Genomic DNA, 23,055 nt, shown 5'->3' on the forward strand with positions numbered 1-23,055 from the left:
TGTTTCACGAATCGGGCAAATCGGGCGGGATGAGGCCGCAGGCAACCGAAACAAAAAGATACATATTCACGGGACGGCGTAATTGTTAATTATTAACACAAAGTAACAAGAACCATTACCATTCGCACCCTAAAAATATAACCCTCACCTCAACCGCCCGGACACTTCTCAACCATGCTCTCCCCCCGCCGTTTAACGCCCTTGAATCTGGGGCTGTGCGCCTTGCTGTACGCCGGATTTGGCAGCGCTGCCACCGTACTTCCTGAACTGTCGATCAGTGCCACCGAAGCAGAAGCCGATGACCCACGAGTCAAAGACGTCACCACCGCCACCCGTACATCGACCCCTGCGCGCTATGTCCCGCAGGCCATTGATTCAGTCAAAACCAGCAATGTCCTCGATTACGGGATCAACAGCCTGGGCGAAGCATTGAGCGGGATTCCCAACGTCAGCAGCACGGCCGATACCCGCTTCGACAGCTTGCGTATTCGCGGTTTTGACGCCAGCAACGACTTTTATCTGGACGGTATTCGCGACGACAGTCAATACGTACGCGACCTGCATAACATCGAGCGCATTGAAGTACTTAAAGGCCCGGCAGCCGTGTTGTATGGCCGCGGAAGCCAGGGCGGGATCATCAACCGCGTCAGCAAGATGCCGCAGTTCGGCCGCCAGTCGAGCATCCAGGCCCAAGGCGGCAGTGAGGATTTGCGCAGCCTGTACGCTGACCTCAGCACCGACCCGAGCGACACCATCAGCCTGCGCCTGAACATGGGCAATGAAGACAAAAACAGCTTTCGCGATCACGTCAGCGGCAATCGTCAGCTGTTCGCACCTTCGATGAGCTGGCAAATCACCCCGGATCTGAACTGGCTGGTGCAGTACGAATACAGTCGCTACAACCGCACCCCGGATCGCGGTATCCCGAGCATCAACGGGCGCCCTGCCGACGTCAGCCGCGGTACGTCTTACGGCGGGAAAAACGATTACATCGATGACAAAACCCAGAACCTGCGCTCACGCCTGAGCTATGAGTTGAGCGAAAACTGGCAACTGCGTCATACCCTCGGCGTGTTCAAACTCGACAGTGAGTTCGAAAACACCTACCTGACCGGCTACAACCCAATCACCAACAGGGTCGATCGTCAGAGCTGGCAGCAGGACATGAGCACCCGCAACATATTCAACAACCTCGAGATCGAAGGCGGCTTTGACACCTTTGGCCTTGAGCACCGCCTGCTGGCCGGTCTGGAAATCGGCAGTCAGCGTCGCGACCCCAAACTCTTCAAAGCCTTGAGCGCACCCTCGGTTGATCTGTACAACCCCGACCGCAACCTGCGCACGACTGGAGCGATGCCCACATTCAGCGACAGCCATACCGAAGTCGAAAGCCAGGGCCTGTATGTTCAGGATCAGATTCGCTTCAACGATCAATGGCAGGTGCTGGCTGGCTTGCGCTATGACCGCTTTGATATCGAGTCCACCAACTACCTGAAAAAAACCGACCGTACTGAAGACCGTCAAAGCCACAGCACCAGCCCGCGCCTGGGCGTGGTCTGGACCCCGCTGGAGAACCACTCGTTTTACGCGTCCTGGACCAAAACGTTCTCACCAGTGGGCGGCGGCCTGATCGGCATCACCCCGGGGGCGGCCGGCAACACCAATGACCTGAGCCCGGAGCTGACCAAGCAAAAAGAAATCGGCGTGAAAAGCGACTGGATGGGGGATCGCCTGAGTACGACGCTGGCGGTGTACGAGCTTGAGCTCTATAACCGTCGCACCAAGGACCCGTTAAATCCGACCATTACCCTGCTTTCCGGCCTGCAACGTTCACGGGGCATTGAGCTGACGGCCAGCGGCAAACTCGGCGGCAACTGGTATATGCGCGGCGGCATTGGCCTGCAGGACGCAACAGTGGTCAAGGACAACAATGGTTTGGAGGGCAAGCGCATCAACGGCGTGGCCAAGCGCAATGGCAGCCTGTTCATTACCTGGAAACCGGAAATGGGCTGGTATGCCGAAACGGGCCTGACCCTGGTAGGCCAACGTTATGCAGACAACATGAACACCACGGTATTGCCGGGTTACGGGCGCTGGGATGCGTTGGCGGGCTATCGCGAAAAAGACTGGGATGTGAGCGGTGCGCTGACCAACCTGACTGACCGTTATTACTATGAGTCAGCCACCAGCGCAGCGCAGATCATGCCGGGCGAACCACGCAGCCTGGTAATGACGGGGACGTACAAGTTTTAAAATGTACCTCTGTAGCCGCTGACGAGGAACGAAGGCTGCGTCCGGTCGCGAAGCGATCGTGAAAATGCATCTCACAAACCGAGACGCATGGTTTCACGACTGCCTTGCAGTCGAACGCAGCCTCGCTGCGCTCCTCAGCGGCTACAGGAGCCGCGCCGCAAGAAGCGGGGTTATGCCTTATGCGGCGCGGGCTGTTGCTGGGTCAGGCAGTGAATATTGCCGCCGCCCAGCAGCAATTCACGGCCCGGTACCATCACCACTTCGTGCTGCGGGAAGATTTTTTGCAGGATCACTTTGGCCTGCGCATCCATCGGGTCGTCAAAGCTCGGCGCAATGATGCCGCCGTTGACGATCAGGAAGTTCACGTAAGAACCGGCCAGACGCTCCGACGGGTTGCGGTCCTGGCTACCCGCCACCTTGTCCACGCCATCACACTCTTGCTGGGTGGCATACATCGGTCCCGGAATCGGCATTTTGTGCACCACGAACGGACGCCCCTTGGCGTCGGTGCTGGCTGCCAATACGTCCATCGCCGCGTGGCAACGCACATAGTTAGGGTCGCGCTCGTCGTCGGTCCAGGCCAGCAGCACTTCACCCGGTGCGACGTAGCAACAGAAGTTATCCACATGACCGTCGGTTTCATCGTTGAACAGACCGTCCGCCAGCCAGATGATCTTGTCCACAGCCAGTTGCGCACGCAGGACGTCTTCGATCTCTTCGCGAGACAGATGCGGGTTACGGTTGCGGTTCATCAGGCACTCAGCCGTGGTGATCAGCGTGCCTTCGCCATCGACGTGAATCGAGCCGCCTTCGAGCACAAAACCTTCGGTGTAGTAACGCGGGCAACGTTCGATTTCCAGCACCTTGCTGGCCACTTGCTGATCGCGGTTCCACGGGAAGTACAAGCCGCCATCAAACCCGCCCCAAGCGTTGAAATCCCAGTTTACGCCGCGCACTTCACCGCTGTCGTTAATGACAAACGTAGGGCCGCTGTCACGCACCCAGGCATCGTCGCTGGACATCTCGACCACGCGAATATTGGGCACATCGAGTTGCGCACGGGCATTTTCATACTGGGCGGCCGAAACACCGACGGTCACCGGTTCAAAACGCGCAATGGCCTTGGCCACCGCTGCATGAGCCGCCTGGGCGGGCTTGCCACCCAGTCGCCAGTTATCCGGACGCTCTGGCCAGATCATCCAGGTTTGGGTCTGCGGAGCCCATTCGGCTGGCATGTGAAAGCCGTCAGCGCGCGGCGAACTGTGCAAAGTGGTCATCTGGACTCCTGAAAAGCATCGGGTTTGGAATGCGTAAAATATGAAGACAGTGAGTGCATGTCGGCATCACGTCAACGATGACTGCCTTTATAGCCGATAAATATCGGCAATTATATGAATTTTTATCGATAGTTAATGAGAATACGCCTACAAAGCAGATATAAATCTGGATTTATACTTATCTCTTTATATTCCTGACCACGCCCACTTGCACCACCCGGCACATCCCCACAAGCTATGCGCCATATGTTTAAAGGCCTTCAGGGAATAAGGAACAACTACATGCGCATTTTAGTCACCGGCGGCGCCGGCTTTATTGGTTCAGCGCTGATCCGTCACCTGATCAAAAACACCGGGCACGAAGTCCTCAATCTCGACAAATTGACCTACGCCGGTAACCTTGAATCGCTGCAAAGCATTGCCACCGATACCCGCTACGAGTTCGTACAGGCCGATATCGTCGACCAGGCCGCTGTCAGTGCAATCATTGCGCGCTTCGAGCCACAGGCGATCATGCACCTGGCGGCCGAGTCCCACGTTGACCGCTCCATCGACGGCCCGTCCGACTTTATCCAGACCAACATCGTCGGCACCTACAGCCTGCTCGAAGCCGCCCGTGCTTACTGGCTGACCCTGCCTGAGCCGGAAAAAAGCGCGTTTCGCTTCCACCATATTTCGACTGACGAAGTGTATGGCGACCTGCACGGTGTCGACGACCTGTTCACCGAGACCACGCCTTACGCGCCAAGCTCGCCGTACTCGGCCAGTAAAGCGGCATCCGACCACCTGGTCCGCGCTTGGAACCGCACTTACGGCTTGCCGGTTTTGCTGACCAACTGCTCGAACAACTACGGCCCGTTCCACTTCCCTGAAAAGCTGATCCCGCTGGTGATTCTCAACGCCCTGGCCGGTAAGCCGCTGCCGGTCTATGGCAATGGCCTGCAAGTGCGTGACTGGCTGTTCGTCGAAGACCATGCCCGTGCCTTGCTCAAAGTCGTGACTGAAGGTGTGGTTGGCGAGACTTACAACATCGGTGGGCATAACGAACAAACCAATATCGACGTAGTGCGCAGCATCTGTGCCCTGCTCGAAGAGTTGGCGCCGAAGCACCCGGCGGGTGTTGCACAGTTCGCCGACCTGATTACTTTCGTCAAGGATCGTCCGGGCCACGACCAGCGCTACGCGATCGACGCCAGCAAAATTGAACGCGAGCTGGGCTGGGTGCCCGAAGAAACCTTCGAGACCGGCCTGCGCAAAACCGTGCAGTGGTATCTGGATAACTTGGAATGGTGTCGCCGGGTTCAAGACGGCAGCTATCAAGGCCAGCGCCTGGGCTGCACTGATCCCCAGGACTTGATCGCATAACGGATGGAGCAGCTTCTTTGAAAATCCTGATCAGTGGCAAAACCGGCCAAGTGGCGGTTGAGTTGCAAAAGCACCTTGCCGGTCTGGGCGAGCTGGTTGTGCTGGGACGCGATGTGCTTGATCTGGCCGTACCCGGGCAAATCCGCAGCCAGGTACGGGCCCACAGGCCTGACTTGATCATCAATGCCGCCGCACACACCGCCGTGGACCAGGCTGAAAGCGAGCCTGAGCTGGCGTTCGCCATCAATAGCATTGCCCCCGGTGTGTTTGCTGAAGAAGCGGCGGCCCTGGGCATCCCGCTGATCCACTATTCCACCGATTACGTGTTCGATGGCCGCAAGTCTGCGCCTTACACCGAAGACGATGCCACCAACCCCTTGGGCGTCTACGGCAAAAGCAAGCTGGCGGGTGAACTGGCCATCGCTGCGAGCGGAGCTGAGCATTTGATCCTGCGCACCAGTTGGGTGTACTCGACCCACGGCAAGAACTTCCTGCTGACCATGCAGCGCCTGTTGCAAGAGCGGCCGGAACTGCGCGTGGTGGCTGACCAGATCGGCGCGCCGACCTGGGCCGGTACCATCGCCCAGAGCACACGGGCGTTGATCGAGCGCTGGCAAGCCGGCGAAGCAGGGCCATGGGGTACGTATCACTTGACCGCTCAGGGTGAAACCTCATGGTTTGGCTTCACCCAGGCCATTGCCGAGCACCTGAGCGCCCAAGGCAAGTCGTGTGCGACTCTGGAGCCAATCCCTGCAAGCGCCTACCCGACGCCCGCAGCCCGGCCACAAAACTCGCGACTGGATTGCAGTCGCCTGGCCCGCGAGTGGCACGTCACTCAGCCCGACTGGCAAACCGCGTTGCGTGAGTGCTTGGCCCGCTAACTCTCTGTAAATACTTTGTTAGCGGTTAAAGCCCCCCGTGGGAGCGAGCCTGCTCGCGAATGATCTTCGCGAGCAGGCTCGCTCCCACGGTTGACGTATTTCTGTAGCCGCTGCCGCAGCGGCTACAGGGGCTCTGCACAGGTATACTGCGCCGTACTCTTGCGGCGCAGCCTCCCGATGATCACCACCTCCTCAGTTCCTCGCAGACCCCGCTGGCGCAGCCTGGCCTTGTTGGCGTTGTGCCTCGCCCCTTTGTTGTGGCCGCTGCAGCACCTGGCCGAACGCTATTACCGCAGCGAACTGGCCGGGCAAAATCGCCAGACCCTCGACCTGTACGTCGCCAACCTGCTGGGCACGCTGCATCGCTATGAGGTGCTTCCGCAGATTCTCGGCGAGCTGCCAGACCTTCGCGCCGTGCTGGCCAACCCTGAGGATGCCCAAGCCCAGGCCAAGGCCAACCGCTTGCTGGATGACATCAGTAACCAGACCGGCGCAGTGGTCATGTACTTGCTGGACACCCATGGCGATACCCTGGCCACCTCGAACTGGGATCAAGCCGACAGTTTTATCGGGCGCAATTTTGCGTTCCGTCCGTATTTCAGCGAGGCGATGGAAGGCAAGCTGGGGCGCTTTTTCGGGCTGGGTACCACCTCCGGCAAACGCGGTTATTACTTCGCGGCCCCCATACTCGACGGCGATAAAAAACTCGGCGTGCTGGTGGTCAAGGTTGATCTGGACCACACCGAACAGTTGTGGGGCAACACACCCGAGCAACTGCTGGCAACCGACAGCAATGGCGTGGTGATCCTCACTTCGCGTCCGGAATGGCGTTTTAGAGCCACCCGCGAGTTGTCGCCAGAAGAGCGTCAGGCCATTTTCGCCATCCTGCCCTACCCGACCAGCGACCCTAAACCGCTGAACCTGGACCTCAATGCCTGGCTGGTGCAAACCCAAAAAATCGATGAGACCGGGTGGAGTGTCAACATTCTTGCCCCTCGTACGCTGATCGACCGCTCGGTGCGCACGGTGCTGGCTATCGGTGGCGCCACCTTGCTGGTAGTCATGCTGCTGATCGGCTTGATGATGCAACGTCGGCGCCATTACCTGGACCGCATCGCGTTTGAAGCCAAGGCGCGCCGTGAACTTGAAATGCGTGTGGCAGAGCGGACCAGCGACCTCGAAGGGCTCAACCGGCTGCTGCGTGAAGAAGTACTGGAACGCGAACATGCGCAACAGGAACTGGTGCGCGCCCAGGATGATCTGGTGCAGGCCGGCAAGCTGTCGGCGCTGGGCACCATGTCAGCCAGCATCAGTCACGAGCTCAACCAGCCGCTGGCGGCCATCCGCAGTTATGCAGAGAACGCCGAAGTGCTGCTCAATCACCAGCGCATCGAGGACGCACGCGGCAACCTCAAGCTGATCAATGAGCTGACCGGACGCATGTCTTCGATCATTGCCCACCTGCGGGCCTTCGCCCGCCGTGATCGTCATGCGCCTGAAAGTGTCGCCCTGCAACCGGCACTGGACGACGCACTGGCATTACTGGCCAAACGTCGGCGCAGCATGGAAGTCGAACTGATCCGCGATTTGCCTGCTGCCACGCTGTGGGTCGAAGCCGGGGAAACCCGCTTGCGCCAGGTACTGGGCAACCTGCTGGCCAACGCCCTTGATGCACTGACCGAAAAAGGCCCGCCCAGACGCTTGTGGCTAAGTGCCCAATCCACGGCCGAAGGCGTCACGGTGTACATTCGCGACAACGGCCCGGGGTTTTGCCTGGAAGCGTTGGGCCGCGCCGGTGAGCCTTTCTACACCACCAAGACCCGCACCCAGGGCTTGGGCCTGGGACTGGCCATTTGCGACACGCTGATCCGTGCGTTTGGCGGCGAGTTGTTGTTCGCCAACCACAAGGAAGGCGGTGCCTTAATTACCTTACGACTGCGCGCAGGGGCGCCAGGCGTGAGTTTGCAAGCCTCGGAGGACTCCAGGTCATGAGCCAGCCCATCGATCCACGCGTTCAGGTCATCCTGATCGATGATGACCCGCACCTGCGCCAGGCCCTGTTTCAAACCTTGGACCTTGCGGGCCTCAATGTGTTGCCCCTGGCCGAAGCAAACGGTCTTGCCGAACGCATCGGCCGCGACTGGCCGGGGGTGGTGGTCAGTGATATCCGCATGCCGGGTATGGACGGTCTTGAGTTGCTCGCTCAACTGCATGGCCAGGACCCGGAACTGCCCGTGCTGCTGATTACCGGTCACGGCGATGTGCCGCTGGCGGTTCAGGCCATGCGCTCTGGCGCCTATGACTTTCTCGAAAAACCTTTTGCCAGCGACGCGTTGCTCGACAGCGTGCGCCGGGCCCTAGCCTTGCGTGCTCTGGTGCTGGATAACCGCAGCCTGCGCCTGGCCCTGAGTGATCGCCAGCTACTGAGCTCGCGGCTGGTTGGGGTGTCTGCAGCCATGTTGCGCTTGCGCGAGCAAATTGGCGCGCTGGCAGCGACCAAGGCCGATGTATTGATTCTGGGCGAAACCGGCTCGGGCAAGGAAGTTGTCGCCCGGGCGCTGCATGACTTGTCGAGCCGACGCAACGGCCCGTTTGTGGCAATCAACGCCGGGGCCCTGGCCGAATCGGTGGTTGAAAGCGAGCTGTTCGGCCACGAGCCGGGAGCCTTTACCGGCGCGCAAAAGCGCCGTATCGGCAAATTTGAGTTTGCCAATGGCGGCACGCTGTTCCTCGATGAAATCGAAAGCATGAGCCTGGATGTGCAGGTCAAATTGCTGCGCATGCTGCAAGAACGCGTGGTCGAGCGTCTGGGCGGCAATCAACTGATCCCGCTGGATATCCGGGTCATCGCCGCCACCAAGGAAGACCTGCGCCAATCCGCCGATCAGGGCCGCTTTCGCGCCGACTTGTATTACCGGCTGAACGTTGCCCCCCTGCGTATCGCGCCCTTGCGTGAACGGGGTGAAGACGTCCTGATGCTGTTTGATTACTTTGCCGGCGAAGCCAGCGTGCGCCACGATCTGACGCCCAACGTCCTGCAACCGGCGCAACGGGCCTTGTTACTGCGGCATAACTGGCCGGGCAACGTGCGTGAACTGCAAAACGTCGCCGAGCGTTTCGCCCTTGGCCTTGAGCTGGCGCTGGACGACTCGGCTGACGGCAAGGAATCAACCGGGCATGAAGTGTCGGGGGGGCTGAGCGAGCAGGTCGAACACTTTGAAAAAAGCCTTATCGCCGCCGAACTTGAGCGCTCTCACAGCTCGATGCGCAGCCTGGCCGAAGCCTTGGGCGTACCGCGCAAAACCCTGCACGACAAACTGCGCAAGCATGGACTCAACTTCGACAGCGCCAGTCATCCTCACCCTGATGAACTTGATTAAAGAGGCCATTGCATGAACCGCGACAGTCGTTATCTGGAATCCGTTCTCCATCACGACATTCCGCTCACCCGTGAAATGGGCCTCAAGGTCGTGAGCTGGCAAGACAGGCAATTGCGCCTGCAGTTGCCGCTTGAGGCCAATATCAACCACAAGAGCACCATGTTTGGCGGCAGCCTGTACTGCGGCGCGGTGCTGGCGGGCTGGGGCTGGCTGCACTTGAGCTTGCGCGAGGCGGGGATTGATGTCGGGCACATCGTGATTCAGGAAGGTCATATCAGTTACCCGCTGCCCGTGACCCAGGACGCCATCGCACTGTGTGATGCGCCGGGTGAAGCAGCCTGGACCAAATTCCTGGCCATGTACAAGCGCCACGGCCGTGCGCGGTTGACGCTGGACACGCGGGTGATCAATGCACAGGGCGGGGAAGATGCGGTGAGGTTTAGCGGGCAGTATGTGTTGCATCGCTGATTCAGTTTATGTGGGAGCGGGCTTGCTCGCGATGCAGACGCTGCGGTCTTTCAGTTGAACCGCGTCGATGCCATCGCGAGCAAGCCCGCTCCCACAGATGAAAGTCAGCCTTGTGCCAGATCCAGCAGTTTTTCACGCCACGGTGCCTTGGCAGGCAACGCCAAAAACGAGTCATTGAGCAACGACTCACGGGCCGGGTAGCTGAACGGCTCGCCATCCAGTTGCAGCACCACTCCACCTGCCCCCTCCAGGACGCCTTGAGCCGCCGCCGTGTCCCACTGCGAAGTTGGCGCCAGCCGCGGATAGCAATCGGCAGCCCCTTCGGCCAGCAGGCAAAACTTCAACGAACTGCCCACGCAGGTCAGCTGCAACTCGCCCAGATGCTCACTCAACCCGGTCAGCAAGCGTTCTTGCTCAGGACTGGAATGCCGGCGGCTGGCAACCACGGTCAACGCCCCGCCTTCAGGCGGCGTGTTGCGCACACTGATGGGTACAGTCACACCGCCATCCGCTCGCCAAGCGCCCAAACCCGCGCCGCCGTAGTAACAACGGCGGCTGGTAGGCATGGAGACCACGCCGAACACCACACGGCCCTGTTCGATCAGCGCAATATTGACGGTGAACTCTTCACTGCCCGAAATGAATTCTTTGGTGCCATCCAGCGGATCAACCAACCACCAGCGCGTCCATCCAGCCCGTACGGCCTGGGGGATATTGGCGTCTTCTTCCGACAGTACCGGAATGCTCGGATCCAGCGCCGTGAGGCCGTCGAGCAACACATGGTGAGCTGCCAGATCGGCGGCTGTTACCGGTGAATCATCGGCCTTTGCGGTGACTTCAACACCGGCCCGCCAGAACGGCAAGATCGCTTCGCCAGCGGCATGGGCCAGAGTGATGACACCTTCAAGCAACGGATGCGGCAAACCACTCACGGCTGAAACACTCCGCGCTGGGTCAACAGGTCACGCACCAGATACAGGGCAGCCAGGGCCCGGCCTTCGCTGAATTGCGGATTGAGCACCAGGCTCGACAATTCACGCAAATTAACCCGATCAACGCGCATCGGCTCAGGTTCGTCGCCTTCCAGATGCGCTTCGTAAAGATCAGTGGCCATTACCACCTGGATTTTTTGGCTCATGTAACCCGGGGACAGAGACAGCTCGGTCAGATGCTCAAGCTGGCGAGCGCCGTAACCGGCCTCTTCCTTCAGCTCGCGCTCAGCGGCGGCCAGTATATCTTCACCCGGTTCGATCAGGCCTTTGGGCAGCGACACTTCGTATTCATCAGTGCCACCGCAATATTCTTCGACCAAAATGGCGTGTTCGGCGTCGATCATGGCCACAATCATTACTGCGCCATAGCCGTTGCCGCGCCCCACCAACCGTTCGTAAGTACGTTCAACGCCATTGGAGAAGCGCAACTTCACTTCTTCGACCCGAAATAATCGGCTGCTGGCAACAATTTCACGGGCAAGTACGGTGGGTTTTTGGCGCATAGCGGCTCCTCAATATGAACGGGGTACTATACCCCGGCTTTTCCGATTGTCTGTGTCGGAAATTTTTACCTGTGGGAGAAGTTTTGCATGACCGTTTTACCTTGGCGCGACATCGATACCGTGCTGCTCGACATGGACGGCACGCTGCTCGACCTGCACTACGACAATCACTTCTGGCTCGAACACCTGCCTCAGCGCTATGCCGAGTTGCATGGCATCAGCCGGGCAATGGCGGATCTGGAACTCACGCCGCTGTTTGAGGGCAATGCCGGTCAGTTGAAGTGGTATTGCCTGGATTTCTGGAGCCGCGAGCTGAAGATCCCGGTACGCGAACTCAAGCTTGAAACTGCTCATCTGATTGCCTTGCGTCCCGACGCCGACACGTTTTTGGCAGCGATCAAGCAGGCGGGCAAGCGCGTGATCATGATCACCAACGCCCACCGAGATTCGTTGTCACTGAAATTGGAGCGCATTGAGCTGGCGCCTTATTTCGAGCGCCTGATCAGCTCCCATGATTACGGTTTCCCCAAGGAAAGCCCGGCCTTTTGGGATGCACTGCAAGCCGATATCGGCTTTGATCCGGCCCGCAGCCTGTTTATCGATGACACCCTGCCCATTTTGCGAAGTGCCCGTGATTTTGGCGTGGCTCACTTACTGGCCGTCAAACAGCCTGACAGCAAAAAAGGCCCGAAGGACACCGAGGAATTCACCGCGCTGGGGGATTATCGCGAGTTGCTGGAAGGACTGTGAATCTCTGAACCTGTGGGAGCGAGCCTGCTCGCGAAGAGCATTCGCGAGCAGGCTCGCTCCCACAAGATGCCGCCGGCTTACTCAGGAATACGCAGCGTCTGACCCGGGTAGATCTTGTTTGGATCCTTGAGCATGGGTTTGTTGGCTTCAAAGATTTTGTTGTACTGGTTGGCGTTGCCATACACCTGCAATGAAATCGCGCTCAAGGTGTCGCCCTTTTTCACTACCACAAAACGCGAAGCGACAACGGTCGGGCCAGTGACCGTGATTTGATCATCAACACTGGCCACGCCTGCGATGTTCCCGGCGGCCAGAATGATTTTTTCTTTCTCTTCCTGCGTGGCCACTTCGCCACTGACCGTCACTTTGTCACCGTCAACGGTGGCGGTGATATTTGGATTGCCCAGGCCCACTTCCTGTACGTGTTTTTTGAGTTCCTCACTGGCATTGGCATTGCCGGGGGTCAGCAGATCGATCAGTTTTTCGCCGGCTTCTTTCACAAAGCTGAAAATGCTCATAAAACACGCTCCTAGGGTTGGAAGATCCAGACCCATGAGCGTAGACCATCATTGACGGGAGCAAGCGCGCTAGAATCGCCCACTCAATTGCGCCGGGAGCGACGATGGACATCAAACAGCTGAAATTCCTCATTGCCCTCGATGAAACCCGGCATTTCGGCCAGGCTGCCGCCCGCTGCCACATCACACAACCCACCTTGTCCATGCGTTTGCGCAGCCTTGAGCAGGAACTCGACCTGCAACTGGTCAATCGCGGACAGCGATTCGAAAGTTTCACCGCACCCGGCGAGCGCGTCCTCGCCTGGGCCCGGACCGTGCTGGCCGCCTACGACGGTTTGCAGGCAGAAGCGGCCGCCTGTCGCGGCAACCTGATCGGCACCTTGCGCCTGGGCGTCGTCCCGCTGTCCAGTTTCGATCCGCTGCCTTTATTGCAGCGCCTGCATCAGGAGCATCCCGAGTTGCGCTTCGAGCTATCGGCTCTGAGCTCTGAGCAAATCCTCGAACAACTGGCCAGCAATCGGCTGGATGTAGGCGTCTCGTACCTCGAGCGCCTCGACCAGGAACGCTTTGACTCACTTGCACTGGACGAGACCCGTATGGGCCTGCTGTACGACCAACGGTATTTCAGCTTTGGCGATCAGCCCCTGAGCTGGGAGGCGCTCATTGAGTTGCCGCTGGGCCTGCTCAGCAGCGGTATGCACTTTCGCCAGTCCATCGACTACAACTTCCACAGCCGTGGCCTCACGCCACAACCGTTGCTGCAAACCGATGCCGTTCATCAACTGTTGCAAGCTGTCCACGGCGGGCTGTGCTGCGCGGTGATGCCGCTTGAAGGCGGGCTGCAAGCGTTGACCGATGATCTGCGCCTGCACCCGATTGCAGACGCGCGCACCCTCGCCCGACTGGGTTTGATCATGCGCCGCACGGCCCCGCGATCGGCCCTTGCTGAAGCCTGTTTTGCGCTTTATCAGAAATCACAAAACCCTTCTTGATCGACGCCATCTATCAATAGATCAGCACTAGCGATTAGACGCGACACTGTGTCGCGCCTAGGCTAAGAGCTGAATTGAACGTTGGTACAGCCTTATGAACGCCAAGCGCCCCCTGTGCGCGGCGCCCGCTTCTGTTACGCCCGCGCCTGCTGCCAGCCAGAACTATGACTACGTCACCCTGGATCACAGCAGCGGTGCGCAAACGGCCTTGGCCGAAGAAGTCGCACTGGCAATTGCCTACAACGGCATCAGCCAGGCCGTGATGCTGGTCACGCCCACCGATCTCGAAGACTTCATCGTCGGCTTCAGTCTGGGCAGCGGCATCATTCATGACGCCAGCGAAATCTACGACCTCACGCTCACAGGCGCCGGTTCAGCCCAATACGCGCAAGTCGAGATCGCCAGCCGTGCCTTCTGGAACCTCAAACAGCAACGCCGACAACTGGCCGGTACCAGCGGCTGCGGTTTGTGCGGCGTAGAAGCGGTCGAACAAGCCCTGCCTGACCTCAAGGTGCTGCCCGGCGCACCGTTGCCACCCGCACAGTGGCTGGACGGTTTGCGCCAGCGCATCAGTGATTTTCAACCGCTGGGCCAGCACTGCGGCGCGGTCCACGCAGCTGTTTACATGGACGGGCAGGGCCAATTGCTGATGGGTCGTGAAGACATTGGCCGCCACAACGCCCTCGATAAATTGATCGGTGCGCTGGTGCGCCAAGACATCGATCTGGCGGGCGGCGCGGCGATCGTCACCAGCCGTTGCAGCCTTGAACTCATTCAAAAAGTGTTGCGCGCCGGTATCCAGACCCTGATCAGCCTGTCCTCGCCCACGGGCCTAGCGCTGCAATGGGCACGGCGCCACAACCTCAACCTTATTCATCTGCCACAAAAAAGCGCACCACGGGTGTACAGCCCGGCGCAGGAGAATCAACCGTGAGCACACACCATCAAGCCGATAAAACCCCGACTCCCCGCTACAAGCCCTACAAAGGCCCAGCCGGTGGCTGGGGCGCGCTGATCAGTGTGGCGCAAGCCTGGTTGACCAGCGACAACGCGCTGAAAAACCTGCGCATGATGCTCAAGACCAACCAGAACGGCGGCTTCGACTGCCCGGGCTGCGCCTGGGGTGATTCGCCGGAGAGCGGCCTGGTCAAGTTCTGCGAGAACGGCGCCAAGGCGGTGAACTGGGAAGCGACCAAACGTCGTGTCGATGCCGCGTTCTTCGCCAAGCACAGCGTCAGCGCACTGTTGGAGCAAAGCGATTACTGGCTTGAATATCAGGGCCGCCTGACCGAGCCCATGAGCTATAACCCTGAAACCGACCGCTACACCCCTATCAGTTGGGACGCCGCGTTCGCCTTGATCGCCAGGCACTTGCTCAACCTGGCCAGCCCCAACGAAGCCGAGTTCTACACCTCGGGCCGGGCCAGCAATGAAGCCGCGTACTTGTACCAACTGTTTGTGCGCTCGTTCGGTACCAACAATTTCCCGGATTGCTCAAATATGTGCCACGAGGCCAGTGGCGTGGCATTGGCGCAAAGTATCGGGGTGGGCAAAGGTACGGTGACGTTTGACGATTTCGAACACGCCGATGCGATTTTCGTACTGGGGCAAAACCCCGGCACCAACCACCCGCGGATGCTTGAGCCATTGCGTGAAGCGGTAAAACGCGGTGCACAGGTGGTGTGCGTCAACCCGCTCAAAGAGCGTGGGCTGGAACGTTTTCAGCATCCGCAACACCCGCTGGAAATGCTCACCAACGGCGACCGCCCGACCAACACGGCCTATTTGCGCCCGGCATTGGGCGGCGACATGGCGCTGTTGCGCGGCATGGCCAAGTTTCTGTTGCAGTGGGAGCGCGATGCCCAAGCCGCAGGCGAACCGGCTGTCTTCGATCACGCTTTCTTGAATGAGCACACCGCTGGCATCCTCGATTACATCTCCAGCCTCGATGACACCTCGTGGGATCACCTTGTGGAGCAATCGGGCCTGACCCTGGTGGATATCGAGCGCGCCGCTCGCATGTACCTCAAGGGCAAGAACGTCATCATGTGCTGGGCGATGGGCATCACCCAACATCGGCACTCGGTGCAGACCATTCAGGAAATCGCCAACCTGATGCTGCTGCGCGGCAATATCGGCCGCCCTGGCGCCGGCCTGTGTCCGGTTCGCGGCCACAGTAACGTGCAGGGTGACCGCACGATGGGCATCAACGAACGCCCACCAGTGGCCTTCCTGGACTCCCTGGAACGTCGCTTTCAGTTCAAGGTGCCCCGTGAAAACGGTCACAACGTGGTTGAAGCCATCCACGCCATGCTTGAAAGGCGTGCCAAGGTGTTTATCGGCTTGGGCGGCAACTTCGCCCAGGCCACCCCGGACAGCCCGCGTACCGCACAGGCGCTGCGCAATTGCGACCTGACCGTACAGATCAGCACCAAGCTCAACCGTAGCCACCTGATGCACGGTAAAGAAGCGCTGATTTTGCCGTGCCTGGGGCGCACCGATATCGACATTCAGGCTGAAGGCCCGCAAGCCGTCACGGTGGAAGATTCCTTCAGCATGGTTCATGACTCCAATGGCCAGTTGCAGCCACTGTCGAACCAGATGCGTTCGGAGCCCGCGATCATTGCCGGGATCGCCGCCGCCACGCTGGGCACTCATCCGATTGACTGGAGTTGGGTGGTGGGCGACTACCGACGTATTCGCGAACTGATCGCCGACACCATCCCCGGCTTCAAGGACTTCAATACACGGCTTCAACACCCCGGCGGTTTCTACCTGGGCAACTCGGCCGGTGCGCGGCAGTGGAACACGCCCACCCAACGCGCCAACTTCCGGCCCAACGTGCTGCCGCAAGACCTGGTGGATGCACGCACCCGCGCCACCGGCCAACTGCCCGACCTGATTTTGCAGTCGATGCGCTCCCATGATCAGTACAACACCACCATTTATGGCCTCGATGACCGCTATCGTGGGGTCAAGGGCCAGCGTGACGTGTTGTTCGTCAACGAAGCCGACATCATCCGCCTGGGCTTCAAGCCAGGACAGAAAGTCGACATCGTTTCAATTTGGGATGACCAGCACGAGCGCCGGGTCAAAAACTTCACCTTGCTGGCGTTTGATATTCCTGCCGGGCAAGCCGCAGCGTATTACCCGGAGGTCAATCCACTGGTGCCGCTGGAAAGCACAGGGGATGGCAGCCACACGCCTACCTCCAAGTTCGTGGCCATCTGCCTGGAAGCAGCCAGCCCGTCAAAACTGATTATGGCCAAGGCCAGCTGACGCAGCTTGAGGTGCAGGAGCGGGCTTGCTCGCGATGACATCGCCGCGGTTTGATTGACCGACCGCAGCGACCGAATCGCGAGCAAGCCCGCTCCCACATTTGAAACCCATCCCATCCAAATTTCAGGCACAAAAAAGGCCTCTTTCCTACAAAAGAGGCCTCATCGAACTAGTAAACAGACCCTCAAAAATCAATTAAGTTCCCCAGTAAAAACAACAACTTATAGAATTGTGTACAACTCGTGCTACTCGTCGGATTTCGATTGTCACCCATCACCGACAGCCTCAGGATCGCGCCGTCATCTCTTTGAGGCTCATCTATGAAGCTCACCTCGATTCTCTTGTTGTCCCTTGGCCTGGTCAGTGGCGTAGCCTCGGCCGGTGGCACCACCGAAGCCGGTGTAGGCGGCGCATTAGGCGGGGTTCTTGGCGCCGTGGTTGGTCAACAGCTCGGCGGCTCGACCGGTTCTGCCATTGGCGCAGGCGTGGGTGGCGCGGCAGGCAGTGCCGTGGGTGCCGACAAACGCAGCCGTGGCGAAGCAGCCATTGGTGGCGCACTGGGTGCTGCAGGCGGCAACGTGCTGGGTCGCAGTGTCGGCGGCAGCACGGGTGCTCTGGTCGGCTCAGCCGCTGGCGGTGGTGCCGGTGGCGCGCTGGGTAACTACATGGGCAATAAAAGCGACGCCGAAGATCGTCGCTATCGCGATCGCGATAACCGTCGCTACTACCGCGACGACAACCGTGGTCGTGGCCACGCGTATGGTCATCGCAAAAAGAACAAGCATCGTCATCATTGATCACCAAAAGAACGGGAGCCGAAAGGCTCCCGTTTTTTTTGGCCTGCGTCTGTTTTCGTAAAATTGTTTCAATGCATTACGCCCGCCTGCAACAGCGTCAATCATGCAAAGTGCATGCACCCGAAATTCAATTAAAAATTAACTTATTGAAAAATATGGAGTTACTCGCACGCACGCTGTTGGCATGTGACCTGCAATCTCTTGAATGAACGCTGCACTTCCTACCATTCAGGAGCACAACAATAATGATCGGGACAACTGAGCACTCTCCCGCAGCCCTGCAAGATTCCTCTGGCCACTCAGGTGTTTCCTGGGCCGCCATCTTTGCGGGTGCAGCCACCGCTGCCGCACTATCTCTGCTGCTGATCATGCTGGGCGCAGGCCTGGGCTTTTCGGCAGTTTCACCGTGGGCCAATGAAGGCGTGGGTGCCAAAGGCCTGGGCATTACTGCCATTGTCTGGCTGGCCCTCACTCAAATCATTGCTTCAGGGATGGGCGGTTATCTGGCCGGCCGCTTGCGGGTCAAATGGGCCAACATGCATGGCGATGAAGTGTACTTTCGAGATACCGCCCATGGCTTTTTATCCTGGGCTGTTGCCACGCTGGTAACGGCAACCTTGATCGCAGGCTCGATCAGCAGCGTGATAGGCAGCGGCGTTCAAGCGGGCGCCAATGTCGCTTCGGGTGCTGCTTCTGCCATGAGCACCGCGGCCGCCAGCCACGCCGATAAAAATACGGGCAATAGCTCTGATTACTTTATCGACACCCTGTTTCGCGATGATCGCGGCACCGCTGTCAGCGAAGACGCCGCCCACGGCATCGTGACCCGCATCTTTGTTCGCAGCCTGGGCAACGATGGCCAGTTAAGCGGTGAGGACCGTACCTATCTGGCGCAAATCGTCGCTCAGCGGACCAACCTCAGCCAGGCCGAAGCCGAGCAACGGGTAGACCAGGTCTATGCCAAAGCTCATCAGGCAGTTGAAGACGCCAAGGTTAAAGCCAAGGAAGCCGCAGACACCGCCGCCAAAGTCGCCGCCTGGACCACCCTGTGGATGTTTATCAGCCTGCTGCTGGGTGCATTTTTCGCCAGCCTCTGCGCCACGTTTGGCGGTCGTCAACGTGATGCTGTGAGCTACGTGGAACACACCACCAAGCCGGCTGTTTATTAATAATTCTGGAGAATGAAAATGCGCTCACTATTGCTGTTTTTTCTCGGTATCCCTATCCCGATCATTATTCTGATTGCCTTGTTTGTGCATTGATGCAACAGGTGTAAATCCAAAGCGGCCTTCTTCGTGAAGGCCGTTTTTTTGTGGCGGGGATCAGACCGGCAGACAGGTGGTGGATTTGATTTCTGATAACGCCACGATGGAGTTCACCTCTTGAATACCCGGGACCATCGACAGTTTTTCGAAGAAAAACCGCTCGTAGGCTTCGATGTCGGCAGTCACGATCCGCAGCAGAAAATCCACCGACCCCATCAGCACGTAACACTCCAGCACCTCGGGGAAACCGCGAATCGCGTCGGTGAACTCGGTGAAGTTGGAACGCCCGTGGGCATTGAGTTTGATCTCGGCAAAAATTTGCGTGTTAAGGCCGATTTTCTTGCGATCGAGCAGGGTCACCTGGCCGCGAATGATGCCCTCATCCTTCATTCGCTGAATACGCCGCCAGCAGGGTGATTGTGATAACCCCACCTTTTCGGCGATCTGCGCACTCGATAGAGATGCATCCTCTTGCAGCAGCGCCAAAATGCGTCGGTCGTAAGCATCCAGTTCACCCTGCATAAAAACACCTTTAAATTAACAATTTGCGACTTGATCAAGTCTATTTATCGTTGATTTAAACCATCTTAGATAAAAAGTTTCTCCCGTGGCGTGTAAATATTTCTCCAGCCTGAACAGGAGCCTTTGCATGTCCCATCTGGAAGTCGTCAACCACACACTGCGCCCCGACGTCTGGGCCAGTAACGCAGCACCCTGCCCGGTGCTCTACCGCATCCAGGCGGATGCCGATGCTGATGTGCTATGCCGTGTACTCAATCTGTTTGCCTTGCAGCAACTGATCCCGCAGCAGGTGGAGGTGGTGCGCGATCAGGACACGTTGAGCATCGAAATCCAGAGTCATGAGCAGAGCTGGCACCGGGCTCAGATCATTGGTGAAAAACTGCGCAATCTAATCAGCGTATTCGACATGGAGCTGCACCCCGTGCAGTCGGCCAAAGCGTCTTTTCTGCAAGTCTCGGGGCAATAGTTCGCAACCATTGAGCACGTGAAGCTGAAAGGGGCGCGACTAGGCTTTGGCGTTCACGGCCAGACAAGGATCTGTCTGAGCCGATGCCCAAAGGAGCTTTTATGCGCATCTACCCGTCCCATGACCAGTGGCTTGACCTCAATAACCTGTTAGCCGCGTTGCATGCCCAAAACCGTATCCCCCAAGGCTGCACCGAACAGGTGTTGATTGCGTGGCGCCAAGCCTCCAACGCAGCCTTGCACCCGCTGGTGTTTCTGGCAGAACAACAGCTCTGTGACCCCAGCCGGGCAGGTAAAACCCTCGATATTGAAACCCTCACCGCCTGGCTCGCCGACCACGTAGAACAACCCTATCTGCGCCTGGATCCGCTCAAGATAGACGCCGCCACAGTGACAGGACTGATGTCCTTCGCCTTTGCCCAACGCCACGTAATCCTGGCGGTGGCTGTCGATGACAGGGGTATCACCATCGCCAGCTGCCAGCCTTGGGTCAGCAGTTGGGAGTCGGATTTACGCCAGATGCTCAAGCGCCCTGTCAGGCGGGTAATTGCAAACCCTCTGGAAATCCAGCGTCTGGGCGTGGAGTTTTTCCAACTGGCCAAATCGGTCACCGGAGCCGCGCTAAACGATCAGAAAACCAGCCCACAAACCAACCTCGAACAGCTACTGACCCTGGGTACCGGCGCCCGTGAGCCAGATGCCAATGACGCGCACATTGTAAATATCGTCGACTGGCTGTTTCAGTACGCCTTTGAGCAACGTGCCAGTGATGTCCACATAGAGCCGCGGCGTGAGCAGGGTTGTGTGCGCTTTCGTATCGATGGCGTGCTGCATGATGTCTACCAGTTCCCGCCGCAGGTGACCGTGGCCGTCGTCAGTCGCCTCAAGAGCCTGGGCCGGATGAATGTCGCCGAAAAACGTAAACCTCAGGACGGTCGAATAAAAACCAGGCCCCCGGGCGCCGCTGAAGTTGAGCTGCGCCTCGCCACCCTGCCCACCGCTTTTGGCGAAAAAATGGTAATGCGTATTTTTGATCCGCAGGTCCTGCTGAAAAATTTCGACCAGTTAGGCCTGTGCCCTGAAGACCTGCAACGCTGGCAACACATGACCCGCCGGCCCAACGGTATTATTTTAATTACCGGCCCTACCGGCTCAGGCAAAACCAGCACCCTGTATGCAACGCTCAAACAACTGGCCACTCCAGAAATCAACCTGTGCACCCTCGAAGACCCCATCGAGATGATTGAACCAGCCTTTAATCAGATGCAGGTTCAACCCAACATTGACCTGACCTTCGCCAACGGCGTACGGGCATTGATGCGCCAGGATCCGGACATCATCATGCTGGGTGAAATACGTGACCTGGAGACCGCAGAAGTGGCCATTCAGGCAGCGCTGACCGGACATCTGGTGCTTTCTACCCTGCACACCAATGACGCCCCCAGCGCCATCAGCCGCCTGCAAGAACTGGGAGTAGCACCCTACTTGATCAAAGCCACGCTATTGGGGGTCATGGCCCAACGTCTGGTCCGAACCCTGTGCACTGACTGCAGGAACGAGCAGCCACTGAGCCTGAGCGACTGGCAGGGCTTTACCCCGACCTGGCCCGGCTCACTGCCCGCCTGTACCTGGCGGGCCGCTGGCTGCGCGCAATGTCGAGACACCGGCTACAGCGGACGAATCGGCATCTTCGAAGTGATGTTAATCAGCGATAAAATCAAAACCCTGATTGGCCCTGACACGGAGCTGAACGCCATTCGTCGCCAGGCGCACGCGCAGGGCATGCTCAGTCTGAGGCTGGCCGCAGCCCACAAAGTCGCCAACGGGACGACTTCCATGGAAGAAGCCTTGCGAGTTACCCCCGCGCAGTTGAATTCTTTTGACTAAAATTTAAACAGTTACGCCTATTTTTTGATCGTTACACTCCTCGTTCGTTTGTTTCTTACACCTCAAAACAAGGAATGGTTATGCAAGCGGGTACTGTGATCCTGTTATTTGTTGCCTTGGCTATCGCCATGCTCTTCATGGGCTTCAAGGTGGTTCCGCAAGGGTATCAATGGACGGTGGAGCGCTTCGGGCGTTACACCAACACCCTCAAGCCGGGCCTGAACATCATCATTCCGGTGATGGACCGCATCGGGCGCAAGATCAACGTGATGGAAAGCGTGCTGGATATCCCGCCGCAAGAAGTGATCACCGCCGATAACGCCACCGTGCAGATCGATGCCGTGTGTTTTTTCCAGGTGGTCAATACGGCTCAGGCTGCATATGAGGTCAACAATCTCGAACACGCCATCCGTAACCTGCTGCAAACCAACATCCGGACCGTGCTGGGCTCGATGGAGCTGGATGCCATGCTCAGTCAGCGTGACGGGATCAATGAAAAGCTGCTGCGCACCGTGGATGAAGCGACGGCCCCCTGGGGCATCAAGATCACCCGCATCGAGATCAAGGACATCAGCCCGCCCGCCGACCTGATGGCCGCCATGTCCGGACAGATGAAAGCCGAACGTATCAAGCGCGCACAAATCCTTGAAGCTGAAGGGCTGCGAGCCTCGGCAATCTTGACTGCCGAAGGTAAGAAGCAGGCACAGATCCTCGAAGCCGAAGGGGGTCGTCAGGCCGCGTTCCTCGAAGCCGAAGCCCGCGAGCGACAGGCCGAAGCGGAAGCTCGGGCAACGCAAGTGGTCTCCGAAGCCATTGCCACAGGTAACGTGCAGGCGATCAACTACTTCGTGGCGCAAAAATATATCGATGCACTGGGCAAGCTGGCTTCTGCCAACAACAGCAAAGTCATCCTCATGCCGCTGGAAGCCAGCCAGGTTATCGGCGCAGTGGGCGGCATCGGCGAAATCGTCAAAGCTACCTTTGATTCCAAAAAGGTCTGATACATGTGGGAGTTTCTGCAACACCTGAACTACTGGGACTGGCTGGCGCTGGGAACGGCACTGTTGATTCTGGAGGTATTTGGCGCCGGAGGTTATCTGCTGTGGACAGGCATAGCCGGCATTATTGTCGGGCTTCTAACCTTTGTGATCCCCGAACTGCCCTGGACACTGCAACTTCCCTTGTTTGGGGTGCTGGCGATCCTCACCGCGGTGTTCTGGTGGCGGCGCCAGCGCGGCAAAGCCGAAAGTGGCGACCAACCCAACCTGAATCAGCGTGGTCATGAATTGATCGGCCGTACCTTCGTCGTTCAACAGGCGATTGTGGAGGGGCGGGGCAAAATCAAAGTCGGCGACAGCGTCTGGATGGCCGTAGGGCCTGACGCCGCGGTGGGAACGCCGGTTCGCGTTACCGCCCAAAACGGAACAGTGTTGAGCGTAGAAATTGTACCCTGACGTTACG

General features: G+C 58.5%; 21 protein-coding genes. 16 read left to right on the forward strand and 5 right to left on the reverse strand.

The window, feature by feature from the left end; translation table 11 throughout:
• Nucleotides 1-174 precede the first annotated feature (174 nt).
• Nucleotides 175-2,253 carry a TonB-dependent receptor gene (locus tag RGV06_RS13590; RefSeq protein WP_322150192.1) on the forward strand — a complete coding sequence of 693 codons (2,079 nt, stop codon included), beginning with the start codon at nucleotides 175-177 and terminating at the stop codon, nucleotides 2,251-2,253.
• Between the two features lie 170 nt (nucleotides 2,254-2,423).
• On the opposite strand, the gene aguA is transcribed toward RGV06_RS13590, so the two are convergent.
• The gene (gene aguA, locus RGV06_RS13595) at nucleotides 2,424-3,530 is read right to left on the reverse strand and encodes an agmatine deiminase (protein ID WP_322150194.1); all 1,107 of its coding nucleotides are present in this window, start codon (nucleotides 3,528-3,530) and stop codon (nucleotides 2,424-2,426) included.
• A gap of 282 nt (nucleotides 3,531-3,812) precedes the next feature.
• Between aguA and rfbB the strand changes: the two genes are divergently transcribed.
• The 5 genes from rfbB to RGV06_RS13620 all read left to right on the forward strand — a co-directional run bounded on the left by rfbB (nucleotide 3,813) and on the right by RGV06_RS13620 (nucleotide 9,624).
• Nucleotides 3,813-4,895, forward strand: a complete 1,083-nt coding sequence (gene rfbB / locus RGV06_RS13600) for a dTDP-glucose 4,6-dehydratase (protein WP_019824751.1) — start codon at nucleotides 3,813-3,815, stop codon at nucleotides 4,893-4,895.
• A gap of 17 nt (nucleotides 4,896-4,912) precedes the next feature.
• The gene (gene rfbD, locus RGV06_RS13605) at nucleotides 4,913-5,776 is read left to right on the forward strand and encodes a dTDP-4-dehydrorhamnose reductase (RefSeq protein ID WP_048352251.1); all 864 of its coding nucleotides are present in this window, start codon (nucleotides 4,913-4,915) and stop codon (nucleotides 5,774-5,776) included.
• Nucleotides 5,777-5,953: 177 nt separating this feature from the next.
• Nucleotides 5,954-7,768 (forward strand): sensor histidine kinase, encoded by a 1,815-nt coding sequence (locus RGV06_RS13610; protein WP_019824748.1) that lies wholly within the window; start codon nucleotides 5,954-5,956, stop codon nucleotides 7,766-7,768.
• Complete coding sequence (locus RGV06_RS13615; protein WP_019824746.1) at nucleotides 7,765-9,156, forward strand: sigma-54-dependent transcriptional regulator; 1,392 nt, start codon at nucleotides 7,765-7,767, stop codon at nucleotides 9,154-9,156. Before RGV06_RS13610 ends, RGV06_RS13615 begins: the two co-directional genes overlap by 4 nt.
• Nucleotides 9,157-9,168: 12 nt before the next feature.
• Nucleotides 9,169-9,624, forward strand: coding sequence for a thioesterase domain-containing protein (locus RGV06_RS13620; protein ID WP_322150196.1), 456 nt, complete (start codon nucleotides 9,169-9,171; stop codon nucleotides 9,622-9,624).
• A 104-nt stretch (nucleotides 9,625-9,728) separates the two neighbouring features.
• On the opposite strand, the gene cysQ is transcribed toward RGV06_RS13620, so the two are convergent.
• Both cysQ and nudE read right to left on the reverse strand, forming a co-directional pair.
• On the reverse strand, nucleotides 9,729-10,556 hold the full coding sequence (gene cysQ / locus RGV06_RS13625; protein ID WP_046810315.1) for a 3'(2'),5'-bisphosphate nucleotidase CysQ: 828 nt from the start codon (nucleotides 10,554-10,556) through the stop codon (nucleotides 9,729-9,731).
• A complete protein-coding gene (gene nudE, locus RGV06_RS13630) occupies nucleotides 10,553-11,119 on the reverse strand; it encodes an ADP compounds hydrolase NudE (RefSeq protein WP_048352254.1) in 567 nt (188 codons plus the stop codon). Before nudE ends, cysQ begins: the two co-directional genes overlap by 4 nt.
• A gap of 87 nt (nucleotides 11,120-11,206) precedes the next feature.
• Between nudE and yrfG the strand changes: the two genes are divergently transcribed.
• Nucleotides 11,207-11,869: a GMP/IMP nucleotidase gene (gene yrfG, locus RGV06_RS13635; protein ID WP_019824737.1), complete on the forward strand. Its 663-nt coding sequence runs from the start codon at nucleotides 11,207-11,209 to the stop codon at nucleotides 11,867-11,869.
• Nucleotides 11,870-11,946: 77 nt separating this feature from the next.
• Here the strand turns inward: yrfG and lysM are convergent, their stop codons facing one another.
• Nucleotides 11,947-12,387, reverse strand: coding sequence for a peptidoglycan-binding protein LysM (gene lysM / locus RGV06_RS13640; protein ID WP_019824735.1), 441 nt, complete (start codon nucleotides 12,385-12,387; stop codon nucleotides 11,947-11,949).
• A gap of 104 nt (nucleotides 12,388-12,491) precedes the next feature.
• Here lysM and RGV06_RS13645 point away from each other — a divergent pair, with 104 nt between their 5' ends.
• From RGV06_RS13645 to RGV06_RS13665, 5 genes are all read left to right on the forward strand, one after another.
• Nucleotides 12,492-13,379 carry a LysR family transcriptional regulator gene (locus RGV06_RS13645; RefSeq protein WP_019824732.1) on the forward strand — a complete coding sequence of 296 codons (888 nt, stop codon included), beginning with the start codon at nucleotides 12,492-12,494 and terminating at the stop codon, nucleotides 13,377-13,379.
• 94 nt (nucleotides 13,380-13,473) lie between these two features.
• A complete protein-coding gene (gene fdhD / locus RGV06_RS13650) occupies nucleotides 13,474-14,313 on the forward strand; it encodes a formate dehydrogenase accessory sulfurtransferase FdhD (RefSeq protein ID WP_048352255.1) in 840 nt (279 codons plus the stop codon).
• Nucleotides 14,310-16,658, forward strand: coding sequence for an FdhF/YdeP family oxidoreductase (locus RGV06_RS13655; protein ID WP_019824520.1), 2,349 nt, complete (start codon nucleotides 14,310-14,312; stop codon nucleotides 16,656-16,658). The genes fdhD and RGV06_RS13655 overlap by 4 nt, the downstream gene beginning before the upstream one ends.
• A 320-nt stretch (nucleotides 16,659-16,978) precedes the next feature.
• A complete protein-coding gene (locus RGV06_RS13660; RefSeq protein WP_019824518.1) occupies nucleotides 16,979-17,455 on the forward strand; it encodes a glycine zipper domain-containing protein in 477 nt (158 codons plus the stop codon).
• Between the two features lie 245 nt (nucleotides 17,456-17,700).
• A complete protein-coding gene (locus tag RGV06_RS13665) occupies nucleotides 17,701-18,624 on the forward strand; it encodes a hypothetical protein (RefSeq protein ID WP_046810430.1) in 924 nt (307 codons plus the stop codon).
• A gap of 153 nt (nucleotides 18,625-18,777) precedes the next feature.
• On the opposite strand, the gene RGV06_RS13670 is transcribed toward RGV06_RS13665, so the two are convergent.
• Nucleotides 18,778-19,242 carry an Lrp/AsnC family transcriptional regulator gene (locus RGV06_RS13670; protein WP_019824516.1) on the reverse strand — a complete coding sequence of 155 codons (465 nt, stop codon included), beginning with the start codon at nucleotides 19,240-19,242 and terminating at the stop codon, nucleotides 18,778-18,780.
• Nucleotides 19,243-19,369: 127 nt separating this feature from the next.
• Here RGV06_RS13670 and RGV06_RS13675 point away from each other — a divergent pair, with 127 nt between their 5' ends.
• From RGV06_RS13675 to RGV06_RS13690, 4 genes are all read left to right on the forward strand, one after another.
• Nucleotides 19,370-19,708, forward strand: coding sequence for a hypothetical protein (locus tag RGV06_RS13675; protein ID WP_019824514.1), 339 nt, complete (start codon nucleotides 19,370-19,372; stop codon nucleotides 19,706-19,708).
• Between the two features lie 101 nt (nucleotides 19,709-19,809).
• Nucleotides 19,810-21,594: a GspE/PulE family protein gene (locus RGV06_RS13680; RefSeq protein ID WP_019824513.1), complete on the forward strand. Its 1,785-nt coding sequence runs from the start codon at nucleotides 19,810-19,812 to the stop codon at nucleotides 21,592-21,594.
• An 80-nt stretch (nucleotides 21,595-21,674) separates the two neighbouring features.
• Nucleotides 21,675-22,595, forward strand: a complete 921-nt coding sequence (locus RGV06_RS13685; RefSeq protein WP_019824512.1) for an SPFH domain-containing protein — start codon at nucleotides 21,675-21,677, stop codon at nucleotides 22,593-22,595.
• Between the two features lie 3 nt (nucleotides 22,596-22,598).
• Nucleotides 22,599-23,048: an NfeD family protein gene (locus tag RGV06_RS13690; protein WP_198822391.1), complete on the forward strand. Its 450-nt coding sequence runs from the start codon at nucleotides 22,599-22,601 to the stop codon at nucleotides 23,046-23,048.
• Nucleotides 23,049-23,055 lie beyond the last annotated feature (7 nt).

Origin of the sequence: Pseudomonas sp. CCI3.1, from assembly GCF_034313985.1 — a bacterium.
Taxonomy (GTDB): domain Bacteria; phylum Pseudomonadota; class Gammaproteobacteria; order Pseudomonadales; family Pseudomonadaceae; genus Aquipseudomonas; species Aquipseudomonas psychrophila.

Excerpts from the sequence above, each read along its gene's own strand:
- RGV06_RS13645 (WP_019824732.1), top strand. The coding sequence starts at position 12,492 with ATGGACATCAAACAGCTGAAATTCCTCATTGCCCTCGATGAAACCCGG.
- RGV06_RS13675 (WP_019824514.1), top strand. The coding sequence starts at position 19,370 with ATGTCCCATCTGGAAGTCGTCAACCACACACTGCGCCCCGACGTCTGG.
- yrfG (WP_019824737.1), top strand. The coding sequence starts at position 11,207 with ATGACCGTTTTACCTTGGCGCGACATCGATACCGTGCTGCTCGACATG.
- RGV06_RS13610 (WP_019824748.1), top strand. The coding sequence starts at position 5,954 with ATGATCACCACCTCCTCAGTTCCTCGCAGACCCCGCTGGCGCAGCCTG.
- RGV06_RS13660 (WP_019824518.1), top strand. The coding sequence starts at position 16,979 with ATGAAGCTCACCTCGATTCTCTTGTTGTCCCTTGGCCTGGTCAGTGGC.
- lysM (WP_019824735.1), bottom strand. The coding sequence starts at position 12,387 with ATGAGCATTTTCAGCTTTGTGAAAGAAGCCGGCGAAAAACTGATCGAT.
- aguA (WP_322150194.1), bottom strand. The coding sequence starts at position 3,530 with ATGACCACTTTGCACAGTTCGCCGCGCGCTGACGGCTTTCACATGCCA.
- rfbB (WP_019824751.1), top strand. The coding sequence starts at position 3,813 with ATGCGCATTTTAGTCACCGGCGGCGCCGGCTTTATTGGTTCAGCGCTG.
- nudE (WP_048352254.1), bottom strand. The coding sequence starts at position 11,119 with ATGCGCCAAAAACCCACCGTACTTGCCCGTGAAATTGTTGCCAGCAGC.
- RGV06_RS13685 (WP_019824512.1), top strand. The coding sequence starts at position 21,675 with ATGCAAGCGGGTACTGTGATCCTGTTATTTGTTGCCTTGGCTATCGCC.
- RGV06_RS13680 (WP_019824513.1), top strand. The coding sequence starts at position 19,810 with ATGCGCATCTACCCGTCCCATGACCAGTGGCTTGACCTCAATAACCTG.
- RGV06_RS13620 (WP_322150196.1), top strand. The coding sequence starts at position 9,169 with ATGAACCGCGACAGTCGTTATCTGGAATCCGTTCTCCATCACGACATT.
- RGV06_RS13690 (WP_198822391.1), top strand. The coding sequence starts at position 22,599 with ATGTGGGAGTTTCTGCAACACCTGAACTACTGGGACTGGCTGGCGCTG.
- RGV06_RS13670 (WP_019824516.1), bottom strand. The coding sequence starts at position 19,242 with ATGCAGGGTGAACTGGATGCTTACGACCGACGCATTTTGGCGCTGCTG.
- RGV06_RS13665 (WP_046810430.1), top strand. The coding sequence starts at position 17,701 with ATGATCGGGACAACTGAGCACTCTCCCGCAGCCCTGCAAGATTCCTCT.
- RGV06_RS13615 (WP_019824746.1), top strand. The coding sequence starts at position 7,765 with ATGAGCCAGCCCATCGATCCACGCGTTCAGGTCATCCTGATCGATGAT.
- RGV06_RS13590 (WP_322150192.1), top strand. The coding sequence starts at position 175 with ATGCTCTCCCCCCGCCGTTTAACGCCCTTGAATCTGGGGCTGTGCGCC.
- fdhD (WP_048352255.1), top strand. The coding sequence starts at position 13,474 with ATGAACGCCAAGCGCCCCCTGTGCGCGGCGCCCGCTTCTGTTACGCCC.